The 15,128-nt window shown below is 59.5% G+C and carries 16 protein-coding genes, 2 tRNA genes and 1 pseudogene; 12 read left to right on the forward strand and 7 right to left on the reverse strand.

Annotated elements, in window-relative coordinates:
• The first annotated feature begins 26 nt into the window (after nucleotides 1-26).
• The 10 genes from OOT43_RS03945 (at nucleotide 27) to OOT43_RS03990 (ending at nucleotide 9,381) form a co-directional block, all read left to right on the forward strand.
• Nucleotides 27-1,157 carry an ABC transporter permease gene (locus OOT43_RS03945; protein WP_266023410.1) on the forward strand — a complete coding sequence of 377 codons (1,131 nt, stop codon included), beginning with the start codon at nucleotides 27-29 and terminating at the stop codon, nucleotides 1,155-1,157.
• Nucleotides 1,158-1,233: 76 nt separating this feature from the next.
• Nucleotides 1,234-1,995, forward strand: coding sequence for an ABC transporter ATP-binding protein (locus tag OOT43_RS03950; protein ID WP_266023411.1), 762 nt, complete (start codon nucleotides 1,234-1,236; stop codon nucleotides 1,993-1,995).
• Nucleotides 1,992-2,930 (forward strand): MlaD family protein, encoded by a 939-nt coding sequence (locus OOT43_RS03955; protein ID WP_266023412.1) that lies wholly within the window; start codon nucleotides 1,992-1,994, stop codon nucleotides 2,928-2,930. The genes OOT43_RS03950 and OOT43_RS03955 overlap by 4 nt, the downstream gene beginning before the upstream one ends.
• Nucleotides 2,927-3,574 (forward strand): ABC-type transport auxiliary lipoprotein family protein, encoded by a 648-nt coding sequence (locus OOT43_RS03960; RefSeq protein WP_266023413.1) that lies wholly within the window; start codon nucleotides 2,927-2,929, stop codon nucleotides 3,572-3,574. Before OOT43_RS03955 ends, OOT43_RS03960 begins: the two co-directional genes overlap by 4 nt.
• Nucleotides 3,575-4,011: 437 nt before the next feature.
• Nucleotides 4,012-5,121 carry a serine hydrolase domain-containing protein gene (locus OOT43_RS03965; RefSeq protein WP_266023414.1) on the forward strand — a complete coding sequence of 370 codons (1,110 nt, stop codon included), beginning with the start codon at nucleotides 4,012-4,014 and terminating at the stop codon, nucleotides 5,119-5,121.
• A gap of 427 nt (nucleotides 5,122-5,548) precedes the next feature.
• Nucleotides 5,549-6,760 (forward strand): class I SAM-dependent methyltransferase, encoded by a 1,212-nt coding sequence (locus OOT43_RS03970; RefSeq protein ID WP_266023415.1) that lies wholly within the window; start codon nucleotides 5,549-5,551, stop codon nucleotides 6,758-6,760.
• A 161-nt stretch (nucleotides 6,761-6,921) separates the two neighbouring features.
• Nucleotides 6,922-7,467, forward strand: a complete 546-nt coding sequence (locus tag OOT43_RS03975) for a PRC-barrel domain-containing protein (RefSeq protein ID WP_266023416.1) — start codon at nucleotides 6,922-6,924, stop codon at nucleotides 7,465-7,467.
• Nucleotides 7,468-7,550: 83 nt separating this feature from the next.
• Nucleotides 7,551-7,751 (forward strand): CsbD family protein, encoded by a 201-nt coding sequence (locus tag OOT43_RS03980; protein ID WP_266023417.1) that lies wholly within the window; start codon nucleotides 7,551-7,553, stop codon nucleotides 7,749-7,751.
• A gap of 161 nt (nucleotides 7,752-7,912) precedes the next feature.
• Nucleotides 7,913-8,188 (forward strand): DUF3309 family protein, encoded by a 276-nt coding sequence (locus OOT43_RS20510; RefSeq protein ID WP_394358045.1) that lies wholly within the window; start codon nucleotides 7,913-7,915, stop codon nucleotides 8,186-8,188.
• Between the two features lie 242 nt (nucleotides 8,189-8,430).
• The gene (locus OOT43_RS03990; RefSeq protein ID WP_266023418.1) at nucleotides 8,431-9,381 is read left to right on the forward strand and encodes an IS5 family transposase; all 951 of its coding nucleotides are present in this window, start codon (nucleotides 8,431-8,433) and stop codon (nucleotides 9,379-9,381) included.
• Nucleotides 9,382-9,646: 265 nt separating this feature from the next.
• On the opposite strand, the gene OOT43_RS03995 is transcribed toward OOT43_RS03990, so the two are convergent.
• Nucleotides 9,647-9,847: a hypothetical protein gene (locus tag OOT43_RS03995; protein WP_266023419.1), complete on the reverse strand. Its 201-nt coding sequence runs from the start codon at nucleotides 9,845-9,847 to the stop codon at nucleotides 9,647-9,649.
• A 373-nt stretch (nucleotides 9,848-10,220) separates the two neighbouring features.
• Between OOT43_RS03995 and OOT43_RS20515 the strand changes: the two are divergent.
• A pseudogene (locus tag OOT43_RS20515) lies at nucleotides 10,221-10,550 on the forward strand (aldo/keto reductase); the annotation flags it as partial.
• 48 nt (nucleotides 10,551-10,598) lie between these two features.
• The gene (locus tag OOT43_RS20520) at nucleotides 10,599-10,883 is read left to right on the forward strand and encodes an aldo/keto reductase (RefSeq protein WP_394358034.1); all 285 of its coding nucleotides are present in this window, start codon (nucleotides 10,599-10,601) and stop codon (nucleotides 10,881-10,883) included.
• Nucleotides 10,884-11,245: 362 nt separating this feature from the next.
• Here OOT43_RS20520 and OOT43_RS04000 read toward each other — a convergent pair.
• From OOT43_RS04000 to ybgF, 6 genes are all read right to left on the reverse strand, one after another.
• Nucleotides 11,246-11,321, reverse strand: a tRNA-Glu gene (locus OOT43_RS04000).
• Between the two features lie 23 nt (nucleotides 11,322-11,344).
• Nucleotides 11,345-11,420 (reverse strand) — tRNA-Ala (locus OOT43_RS04005).
• Nucleotides 11,421-11,464: 44 nt separating this feature from the next.
• Complete coding sequence (gltX, locus tag OOT43_RS04010) at nucleotides 11,465-12,871, reverse strand: glutamate--tRNA ligase (protein WP_266023420.1); 1,407 nt, start codon at nucleotides 12,869-12,871, stop codon at nucleotides 11,465-11,467.
• A 73-nt stretch (nucleotides 12,872-12,944) separates the two neighbouring features.
• Nucleotides 12,945-13,619, reverse strand: coding sequence for a 7-cyano-7-deazaguanine synthase QueC (gene queC, locus OOT43_RS04015; protein ID WP_266023421.1), 675 nt, complete (start codon nucleotides 13,617-13,619; stop codon nucleotides 12,945-12,947).
• Nucleotides 13,616-14,263 carry a 7-carboxy-7-deazaguanine synthase QueE gene (gene queE / locus OOT43_RS04020; protein WP_266023422.1) on the reverse strand — a complete coding sequence of 216 codons (648 nt, stop codon included), beginning with the start codon at nucleotides 14,261-14,263 and terminating at the stop codon, nucleotides 13,616-13,618. The genes queC and queE overlap by 4 nt, the downstream gene beginning before the upstream one ends.
• Nucleotides 14,264-14,268: 5 nt before the next feature.
• On the reverse strand, nucleotides 14,269-15,126 hold the full coding sequence (gene ybgF / locus OOT43_RS04025) for a tol-pal system protein YbgF (protein ID WP_266023423.1): 858 nt from the start codon (nucleotides 15,124-15,126) through the stop codon (nucleotides 14,269-14,271).
• Nucleotides 15,127-15,128 lie beyond the last annotated feature (2 nt).

A 15,128-nucleotide genomic window follows, 5' to 3' on the forward strand; every position in this document is an offset into this window, starting at 1 on the left:
CTATTGAGTTGGCTCGCGGAATATCTATGAATCCCAGGCCAGTAGCACCCGCGGCAATTACCCGGCGAGCCCCGGCTGAGTTCGAGTTATCGGGATGCTGGACAGCGCGCGGCATCAGCGCCATAGAATCCCAGCTTGAATCGCTGACCCTTCCCTCCGTGACGGAGGCAAGAGTCGACGGCGCGCGTATCGATGCGCTGGATACAGCGGGGGCGTGGGTTCTGCAAAAGCTGCTGCTGCGGTTGCGCGAGCAAGACAGGGTCGCGACTCTGCGCGGCTTGCGTCCGGAATTCGCCAAGCTGCTGGAAGTCGTGGCGCACTATCTTGCCGACCCGGTCGACCAGCCCGCCGCTGTCCCGTCCCCGACGACGCTGGAGCGCGTCGGTCGAAGCGCCGGAGCCGTCTTTGAACAGGCCGTCGCGCTGCTCGCATTCGTGGGCGAAAGCGCGGCCGCGTTCGCCGGATGCGTAGCGCACCCGGCACGATTCAGATGGCGTCCCACCCTTTACAACTTGCGTAGCGCCGGATTCGACGCGCTGCCTATCGTCGGGCTGCTGTCGTTCCTGCTCGGGATCGTGGTCGCTTACCAAGGTGCCGACCAGCTCAGGCAGTATGGCGCCAACATTTTCGTGGCCGATCTGGTCGGCCTGTCGATGCTGCGCGAGTTCGCGCCCTTGATCACCGCCATCATCGTCGCCGGACGCTCGGGCTCTGCGTATGCCGCGCAGATAGGCACCATGGCCGTGACGGAGGAGATCGACGCCATGCGCACCCTCGGCATCGCGCCCCTGGAACTCCTGGTCCTGCCCAAGATCGTCGCGCTGATGATCGCCCTGCCGCTCTTAACCGTGTTCGCCGACACGCTCGGCGTGTTCGGTGGCATGCTCATGGCACGCGAGCAACTCGGCGTGGGTTATGGCGAATTCCTCGACCGTTTCGTCAAGACCGTCGGCGTCGCGGCCTATGGCGTCGGCATCGGCAAGGCGCCGGTGTTCGCCGCCATCATCGCCGTGGTCGGCTGCTTCCAGGGCTTCCAAACCAAGGGCGGGGCCGACAGCGTCGGCCGCCAGACCACGCGCAGCGTCGTGCAATCGATCTTCCTGGTGATCGTCGCCGACGCGCTGTTCTCCATCGCCTTCAGCGCCCTGGACCTCTGAAATGCCCAGCAATACGCCCACGGACGCAACGGTCATCGAGATGGACAAGGTATCGACGCACTTCGGCGACCATGTGGTGCATTCCGACATCGACCTGGAAGTGCGCCGCGCCGAAATCTTCGCGGTGATCGGTGGCAGTGGTTCCGGCAAATCGACGCTGCTGCGGGAAATGATCCTGCTACAACGTCCGGACTCCGGCTCCATCCGGGTGCTCGGCGTTGATCTTGGAAAAGTCGGCGACGACGACGTCCGAGCGCTGCGCCGGCGGTGGGGCGTGATGTTCCAGCATGGCGGCTTGTTCGGCTCGCTGACGGTCAAGGAAAACGTCGGCCTGCCCCTCCGCGAACACACAGGGCTGGCCGACGGGCTGATCGATGAGATCGCGGCCTGGAAGCTCGCCATGGTCGGCCTTGCGCCAGCGGTCGGCGCGCAGTATCCGTCCGAACTCAGCGGCGGCATGATGAAGCGCGCCTCCCTCGCCCGCGCACTGGCGCTCGATCCGGAACTGCTGTTTCTCGACGAACCCACCGCCGGGCTCGATCCGGAAGGCGCTAGCGGCGTCGATGAGCTGGTGCTCAAGCTGCGCGACCTGTTCGGCTTGACCCTCGTCATCATTACCCACGACCTTGACCTGTTGTGGCAGGTCGCCGACCGCGTCGCCGTCCTCGCCGAGGGCAAGGTGCAAAGCGTCGGTTCGATGTCCGAACTCTCGGCGATGGACCATCCCGCCATCCGACCATTCTTCGACGGTCCGCGCGGAAGGGCAGCATTGGAACAGAAAAATCAGCCGGCCAAGGCAAGCACAAGGCCACGGGGGCCATCATCGAAACCAAAGTGAACTATGCCCTCGTCGGCGCGTTTATCCTCATTCTGGGCGCCGGGATGATCGCCGGAGCGCTGTGGCTCGCCTCGGGCGGCGCCTTCCAAAAGCGCTACGACCCGTATCTGGCGGTCTCGGACGAATCGGTGGCCGGCCTCAACCTGAACGCGCCGGTCAAATACAACGGTGTCGACGTGGGCAAAGTGCGGGAAATCCGCCTTGACCCGGGCAACCCGGAACGGGTGAACCTGGTGTTCGCCATCGAGCGCGGCACACCCATCAAGGAGGACACCTTGGCGGTTCTGAAAACCCAGGGTCTGACCGGCATCGCCTATGTCGAACTTAGCGGCGGCACCCCGGGTTCGCCGCCACTGCGCGCGGCTGCGGGAAGCGGATACCCGGTGATCCGCACCAAACCCTCGCTCAGCGCGCGGCTGGAGAATGTGCTCACCACCGCGCTTGCCAAGTTGGACAGCACCTCGAACAACCTCAACGCCTTGCTCAGCGGCGAGAACCGGGCAGCGTTCACCAGCGCGCTCGCCGATATCGCCACCGTGGCGCGCACTCTCGCGGCGCGCAAGGACACCCTGGACGCGGGCCTAGCCGATGCCGCCCGCACTTTCGGCAACACGGCGCGGATAACCGCGCAGGCCGGGCCCGTGATCGATCGCATCGGACGCGGCGCCGACGCGGTGGAGAACATGGGGAATACCGTCGCCCGCACAACCGCCGGTGCCGGCACGGTAGTCGCCTCGTTCGGCGCCGACCTAACGCGATTCACCGGGGAAACGCTGCCCGAACTGGAACGCTTGTTCGGCGAACTCAACATCCTGTCGAGCTCCTTGCGACGCCTGAGCGAGCAAACCGAACGCAATCCGGCCGGACTGTTGTTCGGCCATGCACCGGTCCCAGAAGGGCCGGGAGAACGGGAGACGGAACCATCAAAGCCTTGACCAAAATAGCGATCGCTCGCTGGTGTCGGCGCTTTGCCGCCGGCTCAGCCCTGGTGGTGTCCTGCGCCTGCAGCCTCCTGTTTCCGGCGGCGACGCCGCACCCGGCCTTCTATTCGCTCGACAGCGCGCGGGGCATCGAGCCGGCGGAATCCCAGGCCGCCGCGGCACCGACCTTGAGCGTCAGTCCTCCGGTCGCGGCTGCCGGTTTTGACAGCACGCGCATCATCTATGTGCGGGAGGCCCATAAACTTGAATATTTCGCTCACAGCGAATGGGTGGACCCGCCGGCGCGCATGCTCGCGCCGCTGCTGGTCGCGACCCTCGAGCGCACCGGGGCATTCCGCGCCGCGAAACTGACACCCAGTGCCGCGGGTAGCGACCTGCGGCTAGATACCGAGATCATTCGGCTGCAACACGAGTTCGGAACCCAGCCCAGCCGCGTGCGTTTCACGCTCCGCGCTTATCTCGTCGACGACAAAACGCGCCGCGTGCTGGCTCGGCGCGAGTTCGAAGCCGTCGTTCCCGCTTCCAGCGAGGATCCCTACGGAGGAGTGGTGGCGGCCAATCAGGCGGTACAAACCGTGCTCCAAAACCTGTCCGCGTTCTGCGCCGAGGCGGCGCTCCGAGCTGGGATGAAAAGGTGAATCACAGTTGCATTAGTTCGAATCACTCTGCTTTGACCTCCTTTCCCTCCATCAACCCGGTTTTAAACGACGGATGGCATGCACTTTTTTAGGCTTAGCTGACACTGCCGACAGATACGGGTGGCAACTTGCGGAGCATCCTCAATATTATGGTTGACCGCGCATTCCGCAATGCATAAAGGTGACTTGGTATTCCCGCCGGCACAGCCGTAGCGCTCACGTTCCAAGATCAGATGTAGATTCTACCTTCGGACGCGCGATCACATGGAGTCTATATGGTTCTGCTTGGCAGTCGAATGTCGATAGGATGGCTAAATTCAGCTCGTGAGAGCCCTTTGCATCTGAGAAGATCGGCTCATTGCCTTTCACTCGTCATCGCTGTAGCCCTATTAAACACTAGCTGCGAGCTCATTCCGATCCGGCTGGTTCCGGACCCAATGCCATGCGACCGAAGCCTGCCCCCTACTGCCATTCTCACGTATTTGAACCAACTGGTTCATCCGCTAATTGACAAGGGCGAAGTCTATGGAATGGCGGTAGGTATGTTGACGCCGGACGGTAAAACACAGGTTTTTGGCTTTGGCCGAACCGGAACAGGAAATGGTAGGCAGGTCTTAAATGGCAATACGATATTTCAAATCGGCTCCCTGTCAAAGCTTTTCATCTCCTCCCTGTTGGTTATGCTCGTGGCAGACGGAACGCTACATTATGAAGATACCCTTCGCAGTATTTTACCCTCCGAAGTCGAACTTAGCCCGGAAGCCGGCCGGATCACTCTGCTCGAGTTGGCGACTCACACTTCAGGACTCCCGCGTGAACCCCATTCACTCACTCAGCTGGGCTACCTGATTAGATATGGTTTTACCGGTGAAAATCTTTATGAATATCTCGATCGCAATACCGCTTACGAATACCTGCGCACATGGCGGCCCAGCGCCGGGACGGAGCGCCGCTATCGATACTCGAATTTAGGCGCCGGGTTGTTGGGACATTTGATTGAGGTCAAGACGGGCAAAGCATTGCCCGAACTGATGGCGACCCGGATCAGCCGTCCGCTCGGTTTACGCGATACCGTTTTTGAACTCAATCCCGAACAGCGCACTCGCTTGGCGACTGGTCATGCAGGTGAAGAGCCATTTTTCATGCTCCGCAATTCGGATGTCCCGGCCTGGGATCTGGGCGAGTTTATGCGCGCCGCGGGTGGAATATACTCAACCGCCAATGACATGCTTATTTTCACTAAGGCTAGCCTGAAGCTCTTGGGAAGCTCACTGGATGAGGTGCTGGCATCAGCTCACCGCATTGGGTTCGACGGAGATGACGGATATTTGGCGGAGGGTTGGCTGATCGATTATCGTAAAAGCTACATTGGTACTGTCGTTTACAAGCATGGCTTAATTGCAGGCTATACCTCATACGTTGGAATGCAGCCCGTACACAAAGTAGCTGTTGTCGCGCTGCAGAATAGCTTCAACTGGAAGGATAGGGTTGGACACAACCTATTACTGTGCCTCGCCAGCAGATATGCTGCGGCTGGTAGTGAATGATATTTCCATATTTTGGCGAGCCACCAAATTCGATTAAAGTAGCGTTGTGGTGACACAAATTCCACGCCAACAATCATCTGGTGACGTTAGCCGGTGATTTTTGAAAGGTCTACGGATGAAACCGATTTGAGTCAACGGAAGCAAATCTAGTGATAGCTATTTCGGCCTTGCTGCCGGCCTTTGTAATCTAAAAACATCTTTGTGATCAGTTGGTTGTAAGGGGGCGCGGCTCTAATGCCTTGAATTCGGGGTACATCACGGGGAGATCTTATGTGCGATACCGTACGGACATAATCGTAAGCTTCAGTTAGATTTCTTGCAGACTTGAATATTAACGAACTCAAATAGTCGGCTTAAGATCAGCGGATTGGCGCTGGCACGAGGACGGGCGAGTGAGTTCTAACTGCTTCACCAGGAGGCGAAATCGATGAGCCAATCTACGGCAGATTTCGGGGCATGGGCCCAAGACGGACTCTATCGGTTGATTCAGAAGCAGGTATCGGGCGGTAAGGTCAAGATTCCTTTAGAAGTACGGTTAAGGGGAGGCCCGACTTATCGCTTTGGTGGAGACGAGCCAGCGGTGAAGGTTTTAGTGAAGGATCGCCAAGGTCTGGAAGCTTTGCGTCGGCTGGATGAACTGAGAATCTGTGAAGCGTATATGAACGGCAGCCTGGACGTCGTGGGGGATATGCTGGGGTTTGTCAGTCTCCGGCAAGCGTTGAGCGACATTCATCCACTACACTATCTGTGGCGACGGATTGCGCCGTGGTTCGTCGGCCGGATATCAACGGACAGGCAGGCCATCGCCGCCCACTACGACTTTCCCAGCGAATTTTATCTCAAGTTCCTGGATCCGACCCGCTGTTATTCCCAGGCGGTGTTCGAGCGCGATGATGAAGCGCTGGAAACGGCGCAGCGCCGCAAGCTGGATTTTGCGATCGATGCCTGCCGCCTAAAGCGGGGAGATCGCGTGCTGGATGTCGGTGGCGGCTGGGGCAGTTTCACGGAACATGCGGGACGGCGCGGTATTCAGGTCACCTCACTGACGATTTCCGACCAATCGGAGAAATTTTTGGCGGACTTGATTTACCGGCGCCAACTCCCCTGCCGGGTACTGAACCAGGACTTTTGGGAGCATGCTCCTCCCGAACCCTACGACGCTATGGTTATTCTCGGGGTGATGGAACATCTCCCCGATTATCCGGCTGTGCTGCGACAATTCCAACATTTGCTGAAGCCAGGTGGACGCGTCTATCTCGACGCCAGCGCTTTCCGGAAAAAATACGCCAAGCCCGCCTTTATCGCGCGTTATGTGTTTCCTGCTGACCATGCCTACTTCTGCCTTCATGATTTCCTGACTGAAGCGGCAAAAACACCGATGGAGGTGTTGGCAGTACACAACGATCGCCACAGTTACTTCCTCACATGCAAGGCCTGGGCCGAGAATCTTGAAGCGGCCAGGGAGGAAATCATCCGCCGCTGGGGTGCACCCCTCTATCGTCGCTTCCGACTCTATCTATGGGGTTCGGCCTATGCCTTCCTTAGCCATAATATGGAAGCGTTCCGAGTGGTCCTGGAACGGCCCCAGGAGACACTTGAGCCATCGGGTGGAACTCGGCAATGCTGCCCGGTTACTTGATTGGAGCCTGCAAAAATCTGGGAGTCGCCGGCAGTCAATTATGGCGAGAGCTGACATCGATCCGCCGCTGGGCCCGAGCAACAGATCGCGAGGTCACAACGCATCTCGTTAACCTCGAAACTTCCTGAGATATCAATCATTTTACGGAGTAGGAGGATGGTATGAAAATGCTGAATTCCATTGTGGCCATGTCTTTTTTTTGTGCGGCATTCGCCGATAACTCTTTTGCGACTGATATCCAGGAAAAACAACAGGAACTTCAGAAGCAACAGCAGGCAGTCAAGGAGACGCAGAAGGAACTCAAGCAAGAGCGCCAAAAAGAATTGGTTGATCGTGCCCAGGAGTCCAACGAGTCGATGCAACAGGTGAGCCGGGCCAGCAAGATCATCGGTACCCAAGTGAAAAATCCCAACGGAGAAAACCTCGGCGACATCAAGGAACTGGTGCTCGATCCGGAGAGTGGACAAGTGGTCTATGCCGTCGTTTCCTTCGGTGGTGTATTCGGTATGGGGAACAAGCTCTTTGCCATTCCGTGGAATGCTCTAAATTGGACGCGTGATAAAAAGTATTACGTCCTCGATCTGGATAAGGAGACCTTAAAGAAAGCCCCTGGATTTGACAAAAAACACTGGCCAGACAGTTCAAACAAATGGCAGAGACTGCGTGAAGAGCTTGAGCAATTTCCTTTCTACCGCCCTAAACCTTAACAGGGGGATCATCCGCAAATAGCTGTATTTGAAGTAACATCGAAATAACGTGGCTATAATCCTAAAACGATAGGAGAAGCGAGATGAGCTGGAATCGAATAGAAGGTAATTGGAAGCAATTCAAGGGCAAAGTTAAAGAAACTTGGGGTGAATTGACCGACGATGAGCTCGAGCAGATCGCTGGAAAGCGCGATATCCTACTCGGCAAGATCCAAGAGAAATACGGGCTTGCGCAAGATGAAGCCGACAAGCGGATCAAGGACTTCGAAAAGGCTATCGATTGATCGCTTATTTCTTAGCTAGAAACTGAGTGGGGCTGTGCCGTTCGCAAACGGGCGGCACCTTCGCTTCAACCCCACAATAACTCATACGCACGAGCTTGGCCAAAAAGGCGTTTCCCCTGAATATGACGAATGTGGCTGTCGCACTAGGCTTGCACTGCCGTATGTTTGATTGCTCGGGATATCGTCGGCCTAGTGCGTCATGGTCTCATGTGAAAGGGTTGGGAATAAGCTACAACGCCGCATTGCTTTTAAGTTGTTTTGGGTTCGACTTTTTTCTTTTATGGGCGCGCCCAAATTTCAATTGGCGCAATCTTGCTCGTAATTTTGATTCTGATGCTTTGGGAGTAGTCCCCGCCTGGCCACATAGCCGGGGGTGTGGTTATACGCCCAGAGGAGTAATCGGGCTGTTGCTGGTTATCGTACTGATCCTGTTTTAGATGGGCAGAATATAGTCGTGACGGCGGTATTGGAGATTTGGCGTAGGGTCCGCTCATTACGCCCGGACCGGAAAACAGCAACGACATTAATGGCGGCAGAAGAGCCATATCGCAGTTATTTTCGGCTTTGTGTGTAAGCGTGTGTCCTGATCCCTCATAAGGCGATTGCCAATTAAGGAGCTTCTGAACAAACCCTGCTGGTAAGCTAATCCCTGCCCAGAACCCCTGAACGCGGAGCCCCCATGAAACAGACCACCTTCGCCTCCTTAGCCTTTGACCGGAAGAAGAAGCAGACCCGGCGCGAGAAGTTCCTGGCCGAGATGGAGCAGGCGGTGCCGTGGCCGGAACTGCTGGCGGTGATCGAGCCGCATTACCCGAAAGCGGGTCGGCGCGGTCGTCAACCGTACCCGTTGGCGACGATGCTCAGGCTTTACTTCCTCCAGCAATGGTATGCCTTGTCCGACCCGGGCCTGGAAGATGCCCTGTACGAGATCGAATCGATGCGGCGTTTTGCGGGTCTGGAGTTGGCCGATGACGCGCTGCCGGATGAAACCACGATCCTCAACTTCCGGCGCCTGCTGGAACGGCACGAGCTGACGGCGAAGCTGATGAACACGATCGCTGACGTGCTGGAAGCGCGAGGGCTGCTGCTCAAGGGGAGCACGATGGTGGATGCGACGATCATCCACGCCGCGCCATCGACGAAGAACAAGGCCAAAGCGCGCGACCCGGAGATGCATCAGACCAAGAAGGGCAATCAGTGGTTCTTCGGCATGAAGGTGCATGTGGGAGCGGATGTTCACACCGGTGTCGCCCACACGGTGTCGGTGACACCGGCCCACGCCTCGGACATCAGCCAGTTGCCGAACCTGCTGCGCGAGGACGACCGGCTGATCCTCGGCGATGCCGGCTACGTCAACGACACCTATAAGCGCGCGGCGCGGCAGGCCGGGGTCGTGTGGGGCGTGGCCCTGAAGGCCCGTCCGAAACGGCGGCTGGGGTCGGCGCAGAAACGCCGCAATCGAAAGACGTCCTCGCTGCGCAGCCGCGTCGAGCACCTCTTTCGGGTGATGAAGCGGCAGTTCGGCTACACCAAGACGCGCTACCGGGGCCTGGCCAAGAACGCCGCCCAGGTGTTTACCCTGATAGGGTTGACCAATCTCTACCTGAAGCGGTACGCATTGATGACCTGACGGGCGAGGTACGCCCGGAATCCGCCCCGACGGGCGCATCCGGGCGGGAATCGCCAGGATAAGCAAGGGTTATCGGTACCCTTCACCCATTTTCAAAGCCTGATTATCAGCGGGATATGCTTTTGTCGGCCAAATCGGGTTTGTTCAGAGGTTCCTTAGGCAATCTTAACAGCCGGAATGGAACGGCGCCGCACCGACGAAGGAAAATTGGATTAAATCTTGTGTGATTATGTCCGAACCCAAATCGGATATCCGGGGTATTGAGCTACGCCTGCACCGCCCAATCGACAGAGTGCGCATGGCGATTCAAATCTTCCAGCATCAGCTCAGGATCATTCTCGGCCAAACAAGTCTCCGCGATTCCCGGTGCCAAGTGTACCAGGCGGGCGATTCGGCTGACTTGACTCAGATTCATGCCCTCCGCCGCCGCGATGTCGGACAGCGATTCGAACTTCCCCTCGTCCAACAGCCGTTGCCAGTAATGCGCGAGGCCGAGTGCTCGGATGAGCGGCGTGTCCTGCTCGGCTCTGCGATTTTCCCCTTCCCGCTTGGCTTCTTTCCGGAATGCGGCCGGCGCACCCAGCGGCGTGAGGACCTCGCGCTTTACACCACGCTTGACCGCTTACCACCTCGCGCAGCGGCTGCCCAGCGGAGGTCGCACAGGCGTCCAGTATCGAAGCCGCTGCGGCGGGTCTGCGCTTCATACCGGACGGGAAGCTTGAACGCGGTCACGGTGACCGCGAGTCCGGCAGCGTGACGCACCCGCCATAGTCGATCGACTTGAACCACTGGCACTTCGCCAGCGCACCGCAGTGGGTTAGCCTGGAAGCCGGCCCGAACGCATCAAGCAGGTTGCCGATGGTTCCCTCAAGCGGCCCAGGGTCGAAGCCATAGATCTATTCTACCAACACCGTGTCGCCCCGGACGTTCCCATCGAGGAAGTGGCCGGCGCGGTGAAGGAGAAAATTCAGGTTGGCAAGGTAAAACACTTTGGTCTGTCGGAGCCATCCATACCGACCATCCGCCGCGCCCCTGCCGTACAGCCGGTCACGGCGGTGCGGAGCGACTACTTTCTTGGAGGCGACGTCCGGAAGCCGAAGCTCTGCCGACCCTCGAAGAGTTGGGTATCGGTTTCGATCCACAAAGTCCTTGCGGGAAGGGCTTCCTGACAGGAAAGATTAACGAAGCCAGCACCTTTGAGAGTACCGATTTTCGCAATGCACTCCCCCGCTTTACGGCTGAAGCTGGAAAGCCAACCCGATCTACTCGGCTCAATTGCAACCCGGAAGAAAGCGACACCGGCTCAGATCGCGTTAGCTTGGCCGCTGGCTCAGAAGCCCTCGATCGTTCACATCCCGGGAACCCGCAAATTGAATCGTTTGCAAGGGAACCTTGCAGCAGCGACGATTGACCTGACTACGGATGACCTTCGGGAACTCGACGATGTTGCTTCGAAAATCACAGTGCGGGGGATCGGTCCCCTGAACACCTGGAGCAGTTAACCTGTCGGTGAGCCGCGCACATTCAGCGCTGCTTACCTATTTGGTCGAGTTCATCTTGCCACTCCGGCGGATCCAGAAGCGATTGGCTGGCTCACTGTCGCACTCCTGGCAAAAAGCATGAGCTCGAAGAGATGGATTGCGAGCCAGCGGCGCCGATTGCAAGTTCAGTTGCAAATAGTGTGAGCCTGCGGTCTCGACCGCATCAACAGCCCGATTCTACGCGAGAGCCTTGGGCGGGCCATCTCGAATTTTTCGGAAATCCAAGCACCTTGCTGACGTGCGATTCCGGAACACTTGGCGGACATCTTGCGGACATGACCCGTGTCCTGCGCCAAAATTCTCTTGTAAGCGCCTGATATAACTGGCGTCCCCAGGGGGATTCGAACCCCCGTCGCCGCCGTGAAAGGGCGGTGTCCTGGGCCTCTAGACGATGGGGACAGGACTGGCTTCTAACTTTGAGTTGGTGGAGCCAGGGAGGATCGAACTCCCGACCTCAACAATGCCATTGTTGCGCTCTCCCAGCTGAGCTATGGCCCCAACCGAAGTTGAGCAATCATTATAGAGACGGATCGCCCAACTGTCTAGTCCTTTTTAGCTTGGATGTGCTGCAAAGCCCGGTCGATACGGCTGAGGGTGCGCAATTGACCGAGCAAGTACAGGGTCACGTCCATTGGCGGCGATACGGCGGTGCCGGCCACGGCGACCCGCAACGGCTGGGCGACCTGGCCCAGCTTCAGGCCCAAATCTTCGGCCGTAAACACGAGCACGGCATGCAGCGGCTCTTTTTCCCAAGTCTCGACGCCAGCGAGCCGGCGCCGCAGTTCTTCCAGCACCGGCACGCTGGACGCGGTGAGATTTTTCTGGGCGGATTTCGGATCGTAGTCGTCGAAATCCATATAGAAGAACCGGCTGGACTGCGCCATCTCGACCAAGGTCTTGCTGCGCTCGCGCTGAGCCAGCACAACCTCGACCGGGTCGGGGCCGTCGGTCGGATCGATATCCAGCCGCCCCAGATGCCACCGCAGATGGTGGGCGACATGGGCGGGATCGGAATGCATCAGGTAATGATGGTTCAGCCAGAGCAGCTTGTCCGGGTTGAAGGTCGAAGCCGAGTGGTTGATATCGGTCGCTTCGAAATATTCGATCATCTCGTCGATCGAGAAAATTTCCTGGTCGCCGTAGGACCAGCCCAGACGGACCAGATAGTTGAGCAAGGCTTCCGGCAGATAACCTTCATCGCGGTACTGCATCACGCTCACCGCGCCATGGCGCTTCGACAGGCGCGCGCCATCGGCGCCGAGGATCATCGGCACATGGCCGTAGTGCGGAAGTTCGGCACCCAAGGCTTTGAGGATGTTGATCTGGCGCGGGGTGTTGTTGACATGATCGTCGCCCCGAATGACATGGGACACTTTCATGTCCAGGTCGTCCACCACCACGGTGAAGTTGTAGGTCGGGGTGCCGTCCGAGCGTGCGATGATCAGATCGTCGAGTTCGCTGTTCCGGAACGCAATGCGCCCGCGCACCAGGTCGTCCCAGGCCACCTCCCCTTCGGCCGCATTGCGGAAGCGGATCACCGGGGACACGCCCGGCCTGGGCTCGGTGCGATGGCGGCAGCGGCCGTCGTAACGCGGCTTTTCCTTGCGCTCCATCTGCCCGGCCCTCAGTTCATCCAGCTCCTCCTTGGTGCAGTAGCAGCGGTAGGCATGGCCCTGCTCCAGCAGTTGTTCCATCACCTCGCCGTAGCGGTCGAAGCGGTGGGTCTGGTAGAACGGTCCCTCGTCGTATTCCAGCCCCAGCCAAGTCATGCCTTCGAGGATGGCGTTCACCGATTCGACCGTGGAACGCTCCAGGTCGGTGTCCTCGATGCGCAGGATGAAGGTGCCGCCGTGCTTGCGGGCGTACAGCCAGGAGAACAGCGCCGTTCTGGCGCCGCCGATGTGCAGATGGCCGGTCGGGCTGGGTGCGAAACGTGTGCGGTGGGTCATCCCTAGAACCTGATGGGTGAGCGGTGGATTGGAAAAGGGACCAATGATACCAGACCGGCCGCGCCGGCCCGCTTCAGGGGCGATAGCGGGTAGGATCGGCGATGCCGGCCTGCTCGAACCCTTGCCGGCGCAACCGGCAGGAATCGCAAACGCCGCAAGCCAGGCCTTCCGCATCGGCGGCATAGCAGGATACCGTCATGGCGTAGTCGATGCCGAGAGCCGTGCCGGTACGGACGATGTCGGCCTTGGAAAGATCGATCAGCGGGGTGTGAATCCGGAACCGTCCGCCTTCGACGCCGGCCTTGGTCGCCAGATTGGCGAGCTGCTCGAAGGCCCGGATGAATTCCGGCCGGCAGTCGGGATAGCCGGAATAGTCGACGGCGTTGACGCCGATGAAGATATCCGTCGATCCCAGCACTTCGGCCCAGCCGAGCGCAAAGGCGAGGAACACGGTATTGCGGGCGGGAACGTAAGTGACCGGGATCCCGTTCTGCGGATGATCGGGTACGGCGATGTTGAGATCGGTCAGCGCCGATCCGCCGATCGCATCGAGGCCGATGTGGACGGTCTTGTGCTCGACCGCCCCCAAAGAGTGGGCGACGCGCCGTGCGGCCCGCAGTTCGGCGCTGTGCCGCTGGCCGTAATCGAAGCTCATGGCATGGCAGGCGAAACCCTCGCGCCGGGCGATCGCCAGCGTGGTGGCGGAATCGAGTCCGCCCGACAACAAGACTACGGCAGGTTTCATCATCGCCCCGGACTGTCGCCCCAGAGCAGCTTGTGCAACTGGAGCTGGAATCGAACCGGCAGCCGGTCCCGCAGGATCCATTCGGCGAGCTGCGCCGGATCCAGCGAGCCGGCCACCGGAGAAAACAGGATTTCGCAGCGCTCGGCGAGCCGGTATTGGTTCAGCTTCGCCACGGCCCAATCGTAATCCGCCTGGTCGGTGATGACGAACTTGAGCTGATCGCCCGCCCGAAGCGCATCGATGTTCCCGTAGAGGTTGCGGGAAACTTCACCGGAGCCAGGGGTCTTCAGGTCCACCACCCGCACCACGCGCGGATCCACCGCCGAGACGTCATGCGCGCCGCCGGTCTCCAGCGACACCTCGTAGCCTTGGTCGCACAACGCGGCAAGCAGCGGCAGGCAGGCCTTCTGGGCCAGCGGCTCACCGCCCGTCACCGTCACATGGCGCGCGCCGTAGCCGTCGACCCGTTCAACGACCTCAGCAATGCTCATGCGCTCTCCTCCGCTGAACGCATACGTGGTATCGCAGTACACGCAGCGGAGCGGGCAGCCGGTGAGACGGACGAACACGGTCGGCAGGCCGACCGTGCGGGTTTCGCCCTGGAGCGAGAAGAAGATTTCGGTGATGCGGACGGGGGTTTCCGGCACGGGCTTCAGCGCTTCTCCTGCTGCAATTTCTGAAGCCGCTTTTCGGCTTGCTTGGCCGCGCTGGACCCCGGATAGCGCTTGATGACGTCGTTCAGCATCTGCTTCGCGCTGGCCGCCTGGCCGGTATCGGATTCGATGTAGGCCAGCTTCAGCGCCGCGTCCGAGACTTTGGCGCTTTGCGGGAAGCTCTTGATGAGCTTTTGAAAGGCATCCTTCGCGCTGGGGAAGTCGCGGTTGACGTAATAGGCCTCGCCCAGCCAGTACTGGCCGTTGTCGGCGTAGTCGCCGCTGGGATATCGGGCGGTGAAGCTCTTGAATTCCTTGATGGCTTCGGCGTATCTGCCATCCTTGAGCGTCCCGAAGGCCTTCTGATACGCCGCTTCCCTGGCGGCACCATCGGACGCGGGAGGAGGCGCGACCGGCCTGCTCGTGGGCGCGGGGGTCGGTGTCGCGGAGGCAGTTCGGGTGTCGCCGCCGCTCCCGGCATCATCCGCTACGGCATCCTGGGCATCTGCCGCGGCGCCATCAGGCGACGTCGCCGGCGGGACGCCGCCGCCCTGCCGAATCCGCTGGTCCAGGTCCGTGTACATGGCCTGCTGCTGGTTCTTCAGCGACTCCAGTTTATGGTTGACCTCTTCGAGCTGGCCGCGCGTTTTCGCCAACTCCCGCTGCAGGCGCTCGATCTGGCTGTTCAAGTCCATCAGCACCTGGCCGGAGAGCTTCTTTTCCAGCTTGGCGACGCGCTCGTCCAGGGTTTCCGCGCCGTAGCCGCCGGCGTCATAGCCGCCATAGCCCTGCTCCGCGCGAACCGGAACGGCCAGCGACAGGCCGTAAAGAATGAACAGAACAGGTATGGGCTTCATCG

Origin of the sequence: Methylococcus mesophilus (assembly GCF_026247885.1) — a bacterium.
Lineage (GTDB): Bacteria > Pseudomonadota > Gammaproteobacteria > Methylococcales > Methylococcaceae > Methylococcus > Methylococcus mesophilus.

Bases quoted from the DNA above. Each gene is read 5' to 3' on its own strand.
- OOT43_RS03945 (WP_266023410.1), top strand. From the start codon at position 27: ATGAATCCCAGGCCAGTAGCACCCGCGGCAATTACCCGGCGAGCCCCG.
- OOT43_RS03965 (WP_266023414.1), top strand. From the start codon at position 4,012: ATGCCATGCGACCGAAGCCTGCCCCCTACTGCCATTCTCACGTATTTG.
- OOT43_RS03970 (WP_266023415.1), top strand. From the start codon at position 5,549: ATGAGCCAATCTACGGCAGATTTCGGGGCATGGGCCCAAGACGGACTC.
- OOT43_RS03975 (WP_266023416.1), top strand. From the start codon at position 6,922: ATGAAAATGCTGAATTCCATTGTGGCCATGTCTTTTTTTTGTGCGGCA.
- OOT43_RS03980 (WP_266023417.1), top strand. From the start codon at position 7,551: ATGAGCTGGAATCGAATAGAAGGTAATTGGAAGCAATTCAAGGGCAAA.
- OOT43_RS20510 (WP_394358045.1), top strand. From the start codon at position 7,913: ATGTTTGATTGCTCGGGATATCGTCGGCCTAGTGCGTCATGGTCTCAT.
- OOT43_RS03990 (WP_266023418.1), top strand. From the start codon at position 8,431: ATGAAACAGACCACCTTCGCCTCCTTAGCCTTTGACCGGAAGAAGAAG.
- OOT43_RS20520 (WP_394358034.1), top strand. From the start codon at position 10,599: ATGCACTCCCCCGCTTTACGGCTGAAGCTGGAAAGCCAACCCGATCTA.
- gltX (WP_266023420.1), bottom strand. From the start codon at position 12,871: ATGACCCACCGCACACGTTTCGCACCCAGCCCGACCGGCCATCTGCAC.
- queC (WP_266023421.1), bottom strand. From the start codon at position 13,619: ATGATGAAACCTGCCGTAGTCTTGTTGTCGGGCGGACTCGATTCCGCC.
- ybgF (WP_266023423.1), bottom strand. From the start codon at position 15,126: ATGAAGCCCATACCTGTTCTGTTCATTCTTTACGGCCTGTCGCTGGCC.